At 53.1% G+C, this 14,091-nt stretch carries 12 protein-coding genes and 1 pseudogene; 5 read left to right on the forward strand and 8 right to left on the reverse strand.

Annotated features, from left to right (window positions below; genetic code table 11):
• Nucleotides 1-11: 11 nt before the first annotated feature.
• Entirely contained in the window at nucleotides 12-458 is a 447-nt protein-coding gene (locus tag G462_RS0117875; RefSeq protein WP_026960206.1) for a GNAT family N-acetyltransferase, read from the forward strand.
• Nucleotides 459-534: 76 nt separating this feature from the next.
• Nucleotides 535-676, forward strand: a pseudogene (locus tag G462_RS25155) (YgjV family protein); the annotation flags it as partial.
• Between the two features lie 174 nt (nucleotides 677-850).
• On the opposite strand, the gene G462_RS0117885 reads toward G462_RS25155, so the two are convergent.
• The gene (locus G462_RS0117885) at nucleotides 851-1,354 is read right to left on the reverse strand and encodes an NUDIX domain-containing protein (protein WP_026960208.1); all 504 of its coding nucleotides are present in this window, start codon (nucleotides 1,352-1,354) and stop codon (nucleotides 851-853) included.
• 62 nt (nucleotides 1,355-1,416) lie between these two features.
• Nucleotides 1,417-2,316, reverse strand: a complete 900-nt coding sequence (locus tag G462_RS0117890) for a LysR family transcriptional regulator (protein WP_026960209.1) — start codon at nucleotides 2,314-2,316, stop codon at nucleotides 1,417-1,419.
• 124 nt (nucleotides 2,317-2,440) lie between these two features.
• Between G462_RS0117890 and lldD the strand changes: the two genes are divergently transcribed.
• Nucleotides 2,441-3,574: an FMN-dependent L-lactate dehydrogenase LldD gene (gene lldD / locus G462_RS0117895; RefSeq protein ID WP_026960210.1), complete on the forward strand. Its 1,134-nt coding sequence runs from the start codon at nucleotides 2,441-2,443 to the stop codon at nucleotides 3,572-3,574.
• A gap of 122 nt (nucleotides 3,575-3,696) precedes the next feature.
• On the forward strand, nucleotides 3,697-4,449 hold the full coding sequence (locus G462_RS0117900) for a substrate-binding periplasmic protein (RefSeq protein ID WP_026960211.1): 753 nt from the start codon (nucleotides 3,697-3,699) through the stop codon (nucleotides 4,447-4,449).
• A gap of 9 nt (nucleotides 4,450-4,458) precedes the next feature.
• Here G462_RS0117900 and G462_RS0117905 read toward each other — a convergent pair whose 3' ends face one another.
• From G462_RS0117905 to G462_RS0117935, 6 genes are all read right to left on the reverse strand, one after another.
• Complete coding sequence (locus G462_RS0117905; RefSeq protein WP_026960212.1) at nucleotides 4,459-5,067, reverse strand: sugar O-acetyltransferase; 609 nt, start codon at nucleotides 5,065-5,067, stop codon at nucleotides 4,459-4,461.
• A gap of 153 nt (nucleotides 5,068-5,220) precedes the next feature.
• Nucleotides 5,221-5,553, reverse strand: a complete 333-nt coding sequence (locus G462_RS0117915) for a hypothetical protein (RefSeq protein WP_157378669.1) — start codon at nucleotides 5,551-5,553, stop codon at nucleotides 5,221-5,223.
• 212 nt (nucleotides 5,554-5,765) lie between these two features.
• On the reverse strand, nucleotides 5,766-8,447 hold the full coding sequence (locus G462_RS23300; protein ID WP_051326839.1) for a TIM-barrel domain-containing protein: 2,682 nt from the start codon (nucleotides 8,445-8,447) through the stop codon (nucleotides 5,766-5,768).
• A 172-nt stretch (nucleotides 8,448-8,619) separates the two neighbouring features.
• Nucleotides 8,620-9,087: an invasion associated locus B family protein gene (locus G462_RS0117925; protein ID WP_051326840.1), complete on the reverse strand. Its 468-nt coding sequence runs from the start codon at nucleotides 9,085-9,087 to the stop codon at nucleotides 8,620-8,622.
• Between the two features lie 55 nt (nucleotides 9,088-9,142).
• On the reverse strand, nucleotides 9,143-10,384 hold the full coding sequence (locus G462_RS0117930; RefSeq protein WP_026960215.1) for a nidogen-like domain-containing protein: 1,242 nt from the start codon (nucleotides 10,382-10,384) through the stop codon (nucleotides 9,143-9,145).
• Nucleotides 10,385-10,680: 296 nt separating this feature from the next.
• Nucleotides 10,681-12,630 carry a TonB-dependent receptor domain-containing protein gene (locus G462_RS0117935; RefSeq protein ID WP_026960216.1) on the reverse strand — a complete coding sequence of 650 codons (1,950 nt, stop codon included), beginning with the start codon at nucleotides 12,628-12,630 and terminating at the stop codon, nucleotides 10,681-10,683.
• A gap of 382 nt (nucleotides 12,631-13,012) precedes the next feature.
• Here G462_RS0117935 and G462_RS0117945 point away from each other — a divergent pair, with 382 nt between their 5' ends.
• Nucleotides 13,013-13,897 (forward strand): fibrinogen-like YCDxxxxGGGW domain-containing protein, encoded by an 885-nt coding sequence (locus G462_RS0117945; RefSeq protein ID WP_026960217.1) that lies wholly within the window; start codon nucleotides 13,013-13,015, stop codon nucleotides 13,895-13,897.
• Nucleotides 13,898-14,091 lie beyond the last annotated feature (194 nt).

A 14,091-nucleotide genomic window follows, 5' to 3' on the forward strand; every position in this document is an offset into this window, starting at 1 on the left:
CCAATATGCCCATGGATATCTCACTAAGAAAGGCCACCGAAGCGGATATCGATTTCCTGATTGCGCTGCGCAAGCAAACCATGCACCGCTACCTTGTCGATGTGGGAATGTCGACCACTGAAGCTGGCTACCGCGAGCGGGTACTAGTTGACTTTGAGCATGCTGAAATCGTGGAGCACCAAGGCGAGCCTATGGGGTTGTTTAAGACCCTGTACCAGCAAGAGCAACACCGTTGGTATGTGGTGCAAATCCAAGTCGCCGACGCATTTCAGGGCTATGGTATCGGCTCTCAGCTGCTTAAGATGTTGTTTTCAAAGGCTGCACAGCAAAATGCCAAGGTGGCACTGGGGGTGATTAAAACCAACCCCGCGCAGCAGCTTTACTATCGGCTGGGCTTTCAAAAGGTAGGTGAAACGGGCACCGAGTATTTGCTTGAGTACTCGCCAACAAAAGACTGACCCTGCAGCGATGGCCAATGGCTCTACATATTTTCGCGCGGGCGGCGCGCGCTCTTAAAGAAAAACAGGTATTACCATGAACGATTTTTTGTTGTCTCAAGTGCTGGTTGCGATCGCGATTGGCTTTGATCTTTTGTCATTTCAGTTCAAAGAGAGACAAAAAATTGTGGCCTGCTTGTTTTGTGCTGGCGTGTTGATTTCGACTCACTTTGCACTACCGGAGCGGATCAGTTCAAGCAACACCAAAACGTCAATAACGCTAAGTCACCGCTGTGAATTCAAGGTGACAAGTTAGTGACATTCCCGAGTCAAATCTAATAAATATCTGAAAGGACTACCATAGTTATTTTTACAATCGGTAAACAACTGCCGCGCACAGCACAACCTTTGCGTTACAGTTGATTTACAGATTCGTTAACACCTTGGATAAAACTGCCTAGGTGCAAGCTGTAGGCTTGCCGCTCGGCGCGAGCAACCAAGGTCGACAAATCAGCAGGATAAGTGCGCAGATTATCGAGTTGGCTGATCGGCACCCAGCTGACTTGCTGAATGAACTCCTGATCATTCAAACCATCGAGGTTGGCAATGTGCGGCTCGCCACGATAATCGCTGATGTGATAGAAAAACTCGGCGTTGTAGCGCCCGACGGTGGTCTCTAAAAACTCCCGCACCGCCAATAGCTCCCCAACTTCCACGTCAAGCCCAGCTTCTTCCAAGAACTCACGGCGCAAGCAAGCCTTGGTGCTGGCATCCCCCTCCTCGAAGCCGCCTCCGGGTGGCAGCCAGTATTCACCGGAGTGGTCTTTTACTTTTAGCAGCAAGATGTGCTGTTGCTGGAGCAGGATCCCTGCTGCGCGAATTCGATGCTGAGCCCGAGTATATACAGACTCAGGCAAGTATGCGTCAGTCCTTGTGGTTCTTAGCCCAAAGCGAGTCATGAGCCCATTTATGTGGCGCATTAGAAGTAGTGCGCCATCGCTAAATAACGCTGCCGGATATGCTCAACCAGAAGTTTCAGCTTCTCTGGCAAATAGCGGGTATAGGGGTAGATGGCATACACGCCCAATACCTTGGCCACGCCTTCCGGGAATAGCTCTAGCAGTGCGCCGCTGCACAAGTCCTGATAGATCAGGCAGCGCGGCAGATAAGCAATGCCATGCCCACCCAGCACTGCTTTGCGCAGCGCAGTGGCATTGTCTGAGCAGTAGTTACCGTTGATTCTCACCACGTAGTTGCCTTCACTGCCAACAAACTCCCAGTCTCGCGCCCCCGAGGTGTGGTAGGCATACTGCAAGCAGTTGTGCTCACTTAAAGCATGCGGCCGCTGGGGATGGCCGTGTTGGCGCAGGTAGGCCGGGCTGGCACAGACTACCCAGCGCGAGTCGAGGATGTGCCGGGCGATCAGGCTGGAGTCTTCCAAGTGGCCGGTGCGGATGACCAAATCAAAGCCCTCCTCCACCAGATCGACAAAGCGATTGTTGAGCGACATATCGACGCTCAGCCCCGGATAGCGATTGCAGAACTCGGTGACCGCATCAGCCAGCAGCAACTCGCCGGAAATGGTAGGCACCGACATCTTGATATGTCCGGTCAGGCTTTCTCCCATACCGGCGACTGCCTGCTGGGCTTCTTGGGTGGCGAGCTTCACATTATTGGCACTTTGTAGCAAGGTACGCCCGGCTTCGGTCAGCGCCAGTTTGCGGGTGGTGCGATACAACAAGGTTGCGCCCGCCGCCTGCTCTAAGCGGCTAATACGCTTGCTAACTACTGAATTTGTAAGGCTATTCTCTTCAGCCACCTTGGAAAAGCTGCCCAGCTCAATCACCTGAGAAAACAGCAAAAGATCATCTGCCCGCATCGTTTTATGCCATTTATGGAAATAGTGTTGTTCATTATTTCTATAACTCAATATGCGCCAAAGATCTAAGTTACTTCTACTTGCCCAGCACTTATAAAAACAGAAACACCAACAAGGACTGTCGATGATTATCTCCTCCCCTAGCGATTACCGAGCCGCCGCCAAAGCCAAGTTGCCGCCATTCTTGTTCCACTATATCGATGGCGGAGCCTACGCCGAGCAAACCCTGGCCAACAACACCGGCGATCTCAATCAGGTCGCACTGCGCCAGCGGGTGCTTAAAGATATGTCAGCGCTAAGCCTGAACACCGAGCTGTTCGGCGAGCAGTTAGCTCTGCCGGTGGCGCTTGCGCCAGTGGGACTCACCGGTATGTATGCCCGGCGCGGCGAGGTACAGGCGGCGCAGGCAGCGGCAGAGTGTGGCGTTCCCTTCACCCTATCGACGGTCTCGGTCTGCCCGATTGAGGAGGTCGCCCCGGCGATCAATCGGCCGATGTGGTTTCAGCTCTACGTGCTCAAAGACCGCGGCTTTATGCGCAACGTATTAGAGCGCGCTAAAGCGGCGGGGGTTACCACCTTGGTGTTTACCGTGGATATGCCGGTTCCCGGCGCCCGCTACCGGGATATGCACTCGGGCATGAGTGGGCCGAATGCGGCCATCAAGCGTGTCGCCCAAGCCATGCTGCATCCAAGCTGGGCCTTGGATGTGGGCGTATTGGGCAAGCCCCACGACTTGGGGAACATCTCCCACTACCGGGGAGAGCCCACCAAATTAGAGGACTATATCGGCTGGCTCGGCGCTAACTTCGACCCATCGATTAGCTGGCAGGATCTGGAGTGGATCCGCGAGTTTTGGGACGGCCCGATGGTTATCAAGGGCATCCTCGATAGCGAAGACGCCAAGGATGCGCTGCGCTTCGGCGCCGATGGTATCGTGGTCTCCAACCATGGTGGCCGCCAGCTCGATGGCGTGCTCTCCACAGCAAAGGCATTGCCTGCAATTGCCGACGCGGTCAGTGGCGAGCTGAAGATCCTGGTGGACTCGGGCGTACGCAGCGGCTTGGACGTGGTCAGGATGCTAGCGCTGGGCGCCGACTGCACCATGATTGGTCGCTCCTTTGTCTATGCGCTGGCCGCGCAAGGCAAGGCGGGCGTGGCAAACTTGCTAGCGCTGTATAAAAAAGAGATGCAGGTGGCGATGACGCTATGCGGGGCTAAGTCAATCGCAGAGCTCAATAGCAGCACGTTGGCAATCTAGCTACAAAACCGCCGCGTCAAGGCTGGAATGAACACTGGAGCATTCGGTGGATCATCAGGATAGTAAGCTACGCTTAGAGGAATGTATCGACCTGCGCCTTTGTTTATTCGGAGCTCAATAGAATGTATCGAATCTCGCTACTCCTGCTAGCGCTGTTGGCAGCTCCCTTAACCGCCGAGACAGGCCAGCTCACCTTGTCCACACTCAAGGGAATGTTGCTGGCGGATAACTGCTCACAAGTGCTCGAAGAGGCCTATGAACATCTGGGGATCACTGTCGATATCGAGCACTACCCAGCCAAACGCTCACTGTCACTTTCAAACTCAGGCATGACCGACGGGGAAGTCATGCGAATCAAGGGCGCTGAGGCGCTGTATCCAAACTTGGTTCGGGTTCCAGTGGCTATTTGCGTTATGGAGAGCAAGGTGTACTCAAAAAACCAAGACCTTCAGATTACCGGCTGGGAAAGCATGGCCGATTACAAAATAGGTATCGTGCGTGGTCATCTGTATGCCGCCGAAGGGACTCAAGGGATGGATGTTACCGAGGTGCATGACACCCACGCCCTGTTCAAGATGCTCAAGGCAGGGCGTATCGATGTGGCCGTTGCGATTACCACTGATGCGCTCAAAACCATTCACACTCAGCAGCTTGAAGGTGTTTACTCGTCCAGCTCAGTAATCTACCAAGCGCCCTTGTATCACTACCTGCATGCTAAGCACTCGGCACTGGTGCCCGAGCTCGCACAAACACTGCAAACAATGAACAGCTCTGGGCGTATAGCTGCTATCCGCGTCGCCTTTGAGAACTCCTTATCCGGCGAAGACCCGGTCGCCAAAACCTCGGAACTCCCCAATCCAGCCAACGCAGACTAAGAAACTCACCTACAGGCGAGAGTAATCAATCCGACGGTCTTGGTAGAAGAACTCGCGGTCGCGCTCGTTAATCTCGCGCAGTACCTTGCAGGGGTTGCCCACCGCCACCACATTGGCCGGAATATCCTTGGTGACGATGCTACCCGCACCAATCACGCTGTTCTCACCGATGCTAATGCCGGGCAGCACCACCACGCCAGCGCCCAACCACACATTGTTACCGATGCTCACCGGCAGGTTGAACTGGGCTACGCGCTTACGAAGCGCAGGGTCGACCGGGTGGCCTGCAGTAGCAATGGTAACGTTAGGCCCAATCATCACATGATCGCCGATGTAGATATGGGTGTCGTCTACCAGCGTTAGGTTGAAGTTGGCGTAGACACTCTTACCCAAGTGGGTATTAACGCCCCAATTAGCCCGCAGTGGCGGCTCGATGTAGCAATGCTCACCCACCTCTGCGAACAGTTTCTGCATCAAGGCTTGGCGTTTTTCACCCTCACTGGGGCGGGTCTGATTAAAGTCATAGAGCACCTCTAAACAACGGGTCTGCTCGGCAAGCAGCGCTTCGTCGTCGCACAGGTATACATCTTGGTTGTGCAAAATCGCTTTCGGGTCCATAGCGTGGCCTGATAGGAGTAAGGTTTGTGATTGGCCCATGGTACAACAGCGCCGTGGCCTGCACTGTTTACCTAAGCAGCAAGTAAGCTTGAAAACTTGGTTATATGAACAAGCTCACGCAAGTTTGAAAATCGCCTACTAGTTATACAAGCACTAGTCGCAGGGCTGGGATTGTGGCCCGGGTGTTGAGGGCCTGAGGCTTCGCTGCAACGCACGCAGCGATGACTCTGGAATCAACTCAAGGTAGGGAACCGGCGGCTCGGTTTGGGTGTGATACTCCACCAAGGTTTCCCAATCAGATTTAGCCGCACGCAAGAACAGCAAGTCTCGGTCGAGCTGGTCGAGATCGGTGATGTACTCGCTCACATGGCTGCAATCGAACACCTGTTGGACCAACTGGGTTGCCGGGATATCAAACTCGCTTAAGTGGCGATAATCGCCCCAGTTGGGGCACTCAACAAGTGCCGGTAGATCTTGGCTAAACACAAGCTGCGAGAAAAGCGAGAAAAGTACAAAGCATCGAAGTAACACTCTGATTAAGCACTTTAATACCATCAATGATTTACTCTCCTTAAACATCTACCTCACAGTAGAGAGGCTTAGCCAAAAAATAGCAATACGCTTAGCCCCTCCCCGTACTCCCAGAAAAGTCGGCGAACCTGCATGCGAAAACCTACACAGCAACAACGTACTGGCTATTAATCCAAGGAAAAGTCGACAGAAACAGCAGCACCAGAGTACTCAATAGTTCGCTCGCGCAACGCCCCCTCAGCTATCAGCCTCAGTACAAATGTTCTCGTCGAGAGCATGCCCGGAAACTCGCCGTGGCGAATCGAGACATCCAAACGCTGCAGTTGCTCAGTCCAAGTGAACGCGATCTCGCTATACGCTCCTTGCTCATAGCGGTAGCTATCGCCTTCATCCTCATAGAGCACGAAGCTACCATCAGCGCCGGCATAAATCTCAATCTCTAAGGGGTCACAGGGCTTTTCATTGTGGTACAGCACGTCTGGGCCACATGGAATGATACTGCCAGCTCTTAGATAAAGGGGAATTAGATCAATCGGGGTAGCTGCTGTGATGCGTTGCCCCCCGGCAAACACTTGCTTGCTCCAGTAATCTATCCAGTCGCAACCAGACGGCAAGATGAGCTCCCGCTTAGCGGGCGCGAGCGCAGTTGGTTCAAATTGCTGTCCCGGATGTGCCCAGCTCAAGCTGACCTTTGATGAGCCTCGCCAGTGCGCATATTCCAGCTCAATCCGATACTCTTGTCCTGCCTCCAGCAGGCTCTCAACCTTGATGTTTCTGGCAGCGCTAACCTGCCATTGGTCGATCACAGGCTGATCGTTGATGCGCATTACTACGCCATCGTTGGCATGGACCAACCACTGATGTATCCCGCTATGCTCAGGGACTATCGTGGCCTGCCAACGCACAGAGTAGCCCGCCAATGGCAGTCCTGCTGGCGGCCCTCCGGCCCAATTCCCATCAAGCTCGCTAACCCGCTGAGTCGCAACATGTCGACTTAACGCATCGTCACTGAACAGGCTTTGTTGCCACTGAGCTTGAACCAACTCATGTTGCTGAGTCTGCTGATGGAACATGGCCTGAGTGACCGGGCATACCAAAAACTCACGACCAAACAGGTACTGATCGCAAACATCATGCAGCAGCGGCTGCTCGGGAAAATCGAAGGCAAGTAGGCGCATCATGCTGCGATGTTGTCGGGTGACCTGCCAGGCCAAGGAGTAGATATAGGGGAGCAAGCGATAGCGCAGTTTATCGAACTTCAACAAGCTGTCGAAGGCCCAGTCGCCTGGCTCACCAAACTGATAAATCTCACGCGGCGTGTTCGCGCCATGGGAGCGAAACAACGGGCAAAAGGTACCGAACTGGAACCAACGAACATAAAGCTCTTTGTAGGCATCATCATCCACACCTTCCGGATAGCTGGCCCCAAAGCCCGTGGTAAAGAAACCGCCGATATCGGTTGTCCAGTAGGGTAACCCTGTGGCGCATAAGTTCAGCCCGGCTGCGATTTGCTGATGCAGCACCTGCCAACTAGCACTAATGTCTCCCGACCAGCATGCGGCCGCATAACGCTGCTGACCTAAAAAGCTGGAGCGGCTTAGCGTGAACACGCGCTTTTCCTCCCCCAGCGCGCGCTGCTTTTGGTAGACCCCACCAGTCGTCACCAACGAGTAGGCATTCAGCACGCGTCGCCAGCTACCTGCGGCAGTATTGCGCTGCGCCAAGCAAGCATCGACACCATCCTGCGGGACTTGCGCGGATACAAACTCAGGCTCGGTGCCATCCATCCAGAAGGCATCGACACCAAGGTCCCACAGCCCACTTTGTAAGTGTTTCCAGTAGATATCGCGCGCCTCTGCACTGAAGGCATCGTAGATATGGCCTTGAGCCCAGTGTGGCGTTTCAAACAAGTACTCGGCTTGCTTGAGCTCGTTAAACACTGCACTCCCTTCACCGACTACCGGCCAGATGGAGATCATCAGCTTATAGTTGAGTTCGTGCAGGGTATCGATCATCGCCTGACCGTCACCAAACTGGGCAACGTCAAACTGCATCGCGCTCCAGCCTAGCTCGCCCCAGTACTTCCAGTCCTGGACCAGGTTATCGATAGGGATGTTCAGCTCTCGGTATTTTCGGGCTACAGCCACAATCTCTGCGGCGTCGATGTAACGCTCTCGAGACTGCCAATAGCCATAGGCCCAGCGACCAAACAACGGCGCATGGCCAGTCAACTGTTGATATCCGCAATGGATGGCATCGAAATCAGGCCCCCAAAGAACAAAGAAGTCGAGTTCACTACCAGCATCCGCGGTAAAACTAAACCCGCCTTCGTCACTGTTAAACTCACTGCGCGCGGGCGTATTCCAAAGCACCCCGAAGCCAGCAGTAGACAACAACAGTGGCGCCGCGATCCCCTTATTGGACTGACAAATGACTTGGGTTTTTCCCCGCCAGTTTAGAACTCCATCAGGATACTGACCGAGGCCGTACAGCGCACCCGGAGCAGCTTCATCAAACCGCTGGCGCACAGTTAAACCATCGCTTGTATTGGCTGCAGGAGTTAGATCAGTGCCCGTTAAGGTCAACAAAGGCTGGCTGTCAGCATGTATTTGCCATGCACCTGTTTTATCTAGCCGACGAACCCTTAGCGTATCGCTGCAAAGCGTATCATCGCCGCTTTGGCCAGCATCGAAGCGTGGTAACTGGGGTAGCAATACCAACTCGGGTGTCGCCTCTACCGGATGTGTGGCAAGACAACAGCGCACGCGTAAAATACGCGCAGAGAGCAGCGTAAACTGCCAGTGATATTCGCCCTTTTTATTTGCTTCAGAGTAGGTTAGCTGGGTCACGGTCAATCATCTTAGGAAGGGATACAACTGGGCGAACTATAGCCCAAGGCTAGCGCTCAGGCCGAGGCCTGGCTAACAGTTTGAAATGCCAACTAGCGAGCAAAGCGTTAACTGATCAAGATACGACCTCCCGACAGGTCGCAGGAGGCCAAATAGTCAAAGAAGGCCAGCGCTAATCGTTGTTAAGCTGTAGGTAGGCCTGATCAAAACCATGCAACACCACCGGTAGGCTCTGTTGCTGCTGGTCGTGGATGTAGGCGACACTCATCACCCGGCCTTGGCGCATTTGTGACAGCAGTTGTGCGTCGACCTTCACATTCAGCTCGCAGGTGCGTTCGTCGCAGCCGGTCAGTGGCAGGTGCAGCGCCTTAAACTGATCAATCTTGATACCCACGCCTTTTTTCGCCTCTATGCCCGGGGCCAAGCGCAGCCGCAGCACGGCAAACTCTGAGAGCTGGATAAAGCTAATGCCGGCTATCACATCGGCCATATCACCGTCGCGTTTCATGATCAGCTGGGAGATGTTGCAGAGCTCGGCTTGGCAGTCGAGTGTCCAGGACTCAAAGTCCTGCTTGTTGGCGGCAAACACCTGGCCAGCCATCAGCCCAGCGGTGAGCAACACGAATAACTTATTGAGCATGGATTGCAGTTCCTTTGCCCAGCCCCGCTGCACGCGCCGCGGGGCTGGTAATTGCTTAAGCCGCCAATGGATGCGCAGGCTGATAAGGTTTAATACGCACTTTTCGATTAGCGATGATAACAGCTAAAACCAATAATATTAGTAGCTTGGTATAGGGCTCGCTAACGTTGCCGGCAGGCACAAACTCGGTGACCGGGATCTGGCGCATGCTCACCATACCCGCATCGACAAAGCTTAAGCCGGTTACAAAGGCCTGCATATCTTCTGGGTCGAGCATGTTGTCGATATCGATGCCTAAGATACGAAACTCCGATACGCCATCTTCGCCGAACAGATACTCAATGCCACCCTCTAAGATGTCGGTCATTACCCATTCACCGAACTCGTTCATCAGCCATAGCTCGAACAGGTTGTCATCAAAGCCCTCTGGCAGAATCACCGACAGGAAGTTGGGGCCTGCGTCAACAAAGTAGTCGTAGCCCACTGCCACATCTGGGTCGATAAACACGATTTGGTCGAGTTCGACATTAAAGTCGAACTCCCAACCACCGTCGACCACCACCGGCATCAGCGGGTTCTCAGGGGTCGCGCCCGGCAATGCACCATCGCGGATAGCGAAGCGCCATACGCCATTGATCCCGGTGTTGGAGGTGTTGGTGAGATTGAGAATGTCTTCCGAGAAAGAACCGGGTAACGAGAAGAAGTCGCTGCCATTACCGGCATCGTAGCCTGCCTGGGCGGGAGTTCCGCCAAAGCCATTGCTACCGTCGGATGCATCACCGGTGGTCCAGCTTAGGTTGTCATAGCGAAACTCAACGTCGAAGTTGCCCTCGCCAGTGTCACTGCGATCGATCAGCACTAATTGGAAGCTGTTGGTCTTGTCGCCGTGGTTACTGTAGTAACCCACTTGGTCCCAGGTAATCGCCACGCTGTTCTCGTTGGGCGCCCCCACATAGACTGCGCCACAGTCGGCACAGCGGGTATCCACATCGGCCCAGAATGGCGCAATAATCGGCTGATTGGCCACCGGGAAGTGCTGGGGGGTGTAACCACTCAATGCAGAGTTAAACGAGATATTGCCGTTATTGTTAACGAAGAAGCTATCGTAGCTATTGCCAAAGTAGTTGATCTCAAATGGCAGGTTTAAGCGGTTGGATGACCCATCATCATTGGGCTGCACCGCAAGTTCGCCATATCCCGCATCACCACCAAATCCCGACATCATCGCCGCTTGACCGACACTCAGCGGCAGCGCAACCATCAGGCAAGCAGCGAGCAAACCAGAAGCTCTTTTCATGGTGTAATTCCCTTTATCATAAAATTAACAAATATATTAATTAGAAATTGCAGGCACACATAAGCAAGAACGAAACCAAGTTTTATATTGTTTTATTTCAATACCTTAATCTCTATCCAAACAAATAGTGTAATAAATCCTGACAGCCAATTATTGGCTTTTGTTATTTATGTTAATTACCCGTTGCATGACTAACCACAGTGCATACTTGCTCCGGTAGGCTCACGTCCTTTATCTACCGCGCACAAAAAAGCCCCCGTAGGTTTAACCTGCGGGGGCTGTTTCAGTTTGAGGTATCAGAAGTCGGAGCTAAAGCCCAAGTACCAAGTGCGGTCTTCTTCGTTGTAGCCGCGGATGCTGGCTTCGTGCGACATTTTGGTTTTGCCCACATTGTTCACACCGGCACGAATACGCGCGATGTCGCCCCAGTAGTAGTTCAGGCCGAGGTCAACGGTGCTGTAGCCGTCTTCCGGTAGGTCGGCATCGGCGGCGCTGCTGCCGAGCATTTGCTTACCCGTGTAGTTGTACTGCACAAAGGTGCGCAAATCGTAGCTAACATCCCAGTTCAGACGCGCCATTACGGTGTGCTCTGGGCGCTCGCCTAAGGTTTCGCCGGTGGTGCGATCAGTGGCGTCGGTGTAGGTGTAGTTGGCATTTAGCGAGAAGCTGTCACTAATATCGCCGCTGGCAGCCAGCTCAATACCGTCGATACGGGCTTTGGCGACGTTGGTGTAGGTGAACACTTCACGGTCGAAGTCCGAGTCGATGGGCGTGTCGCGGTCTTGCTCAATCAAGTTCTTAATGTCGTTACGGAACAAGGTGGCCTCGGTGGTCCAGCTGCCAATTTGGTACACAGCACCCAACTCATAAGAGGTGCTCTCTTCTGGCTTCAGGTTTGGATTACCAATCACGTAACAGTCGCCTTTACACGAGCTTAAGCGGTACTCTTCGTTGAGCTGTAGCAGAGACGGCGCATTAAAGGCCTGACCAACACCGCCCTTCACCACCAAGTTGTCGCTCACGCGATTCACCAAGTAGGCACGCGGGCTAAAGTGGCTACCGAACTCCTCGTGATAGTCCAATCGACCGCCAAAGGTGAAGGTCCAGCTCTCGGCAAAGCCCCATTCATCTTGCACAAACAATGCTTGCTCGGTCAGGCTGGCTTTACCCGTATCGAGCAGATCGCGCGGGCTATCCAGGCGACTATGGCGCAGCTCACCACCAAAGGTTACGCGGTGTGCGCCCAGCTCGGTTGAGGCCGATGCGTTCAGGATATGGTTGTCTTCAGTGATCTCAGACACATCATCGGTGCCCTCTTCCAGATCAACCCGCTCGAAGCCATAGCGCAGCTGGCTGTCGCCCCAGCCCCACGCACCAGTGTGGGTGAACGCGGTGTTCAAACGGCGTACATCCATTTGACTGTCAGTTAAGCCTTTTAGCGACTCAATCACCGACTCACGCTGATCGCGGCTGTAACCAAGGTCAAAGTCTAGCGTTTGCTGTTCGTCGATAAACCAGCTCAGGTTGCCCAGCAAGTTGACGTACTCTTTATCTTCCAAGGCAGTAGCCTCTGCGCGATCTCCATCGAAGGGCGTCCAGGCATTACGGTCGCTGTAGTTCATCGAGAAGTTAGCAAACAGGGTATCGTCAATCAGTGCGCCGCCGGTATTCAGGCCGAGCATGTACTGCTCGCCGCCGTCGTTCTCGGGGGTTTGGAAGTCAGCGCGTACGGTACTGTTCCACTCGTTGCCAGCCTTCTTGGTGATAATGTTGATCACACCGCCCATGGCATCTGAGCCATACAGCGATGACATTGGGCCACGGATGATCTCGACACGTTCAATCGAGCTGGTCGGAATGCTGCTGTAGTCGAAGTCGTTACCACGGATGATGGCGTTCGACGAACTCATACGCCGGCCGTTGAGTAGCACCAGTGTGTAGCTCGAATCCAGGCCGCGGATCTTCACCAGCTCGCGTCCGGCGCGGCCGCCATTCATAGAGCTCTCAACACCCACCGCTTGGCTAACGATCTCGTTTAAGGTCAGCGCCGGCATGGCATCGATATCGTCCGAGGTGATCACCGAAATCGATGCCGGGGCCTCGGCGGCAGTATTCGCGGTACGGGTGGCCGTCACTACCATCTGTTCGTCGGTTGTTGTCGCCTCGTCAGCAAGGGCCGCAGGGCTAATAGCTAAAGCAATTGCTGTATACAGCGGCGAGAATTTCAGTCGAACAGAGTGATACATCTTGCGTTTTCCTGTGTGAATAACATTTAGTAATGATAATGGTTATCATTTTCGCATTATTCACCCAGCGCAAGTCAATACAAGTTCCATTCGATTTGAGAATAATTACTATTCACGTTCTCTCTGTTGCTCACAGACTGAGTCGCCAAGTCTCAGATGTTGCCTGTTCTGAACAAAATAAAAACAGTATTAGCTGGCATTTATCACAAAAACAAAACGCTCACTAATTGAGTAATAACTCTATTGATATTGTTGTTACTCCATACATGACTAAAGGATGTAATCATGAAAAACACAGCACTGCTACTGGCCTTACTTGCCACCGGCGCTCAAGCCCAAACCACCTTTGCTGAGTACTCACTAAACATCGACTTTCAGCTTGATGGGGATAAATAGCCATCAAAGCTATGACTTCGTTCTGTCTCAGAATGCGAAAACCTACAGCGCTGAAATCAATGAAGATATGCTGCTTACAGGTCTACAGCTAGGTAGTGGGTCACCCATAAGTTTTGTCATTTCAGGAATGAATGGCACCAGCTACTTTTTGGGAATGGCCATCAATGAAGGTGACTTCTTTGGAAGCTGGTTTGCCGACAATGGCCAAAGCGGTGACTGGGAGCTAATTAATGCATCCGCTGGCCCCGCAGTCGAGTATTACTCAAACTGCCAAGCAATCCTCGCTGCAGGTCAATCAGCGGGAGACGGCTTCTACTGGATTGATCCCGATGGTGAAGACTACGGCGTCGACCCCTTTGAGGTGTACTGTGATATGACCACACAAGGCGGAGGATGGACGCTATTTGCCAGTCATGCTGATGGACTCAATTACATTCGCATAGCCGAGCCTGTTTCTCCGAATACTCAGGGGGTATTAAAAAACAGCCGATGGCAAGCACTAAGGGAAACCATTGGTGATGGCATCATGTTGATAGATGAGAGCCAAAAAATATCCTTCGTTTCCAAGCAAACCATGGACCCATCACTTCCGCATAACCACATTACGCCATGGAACACGGACACCTTGATGAACTCAGGGAGTAGCAACGAAATGGGATACATTTGGTGCGCCACCTCAAGTAACTTTGGTTGCTCAGGCAACTATAAAGGCGCTACCGGCATCCAGCTTGCGGGCGAGAAGTACGTGAATTATCACGTGTATGGAGCCTCACTTCGCAATGACTATACCGTCAAGTTTGACCAATGGTCCTACCTTGATTTAATTCGCTCAGGCGATGAGCAAAACGAGTTGCTGTACTTCTTACGCTAGTAGTACTGCTTGCGCTAATAGTACCTCGGGCTTGTACTGGCTGTCGTTCGCCCGATACGAAGGGAGGAACTCGAGCTTCCTTCCTTCATGTTTGTCACCCCTGTAGTGGCATAGTGAATTTGGCCACCTGAATAGACGAAGTGATAGACTCACTTCCGGACAAAAGGTGGTAGAAATGAAGAACACAAGACCGA

Source organism: Aliagarivorans taiwanensis DSM 22990, assembly GCF_000429505.1.
GTDB lineage: Bacteria > Pseudomonadota > Gammaproteobacteria > Enterobacterales > Celerinatantimonadaceae > Aliagarivorans > Aliagarivorans taiwanensis.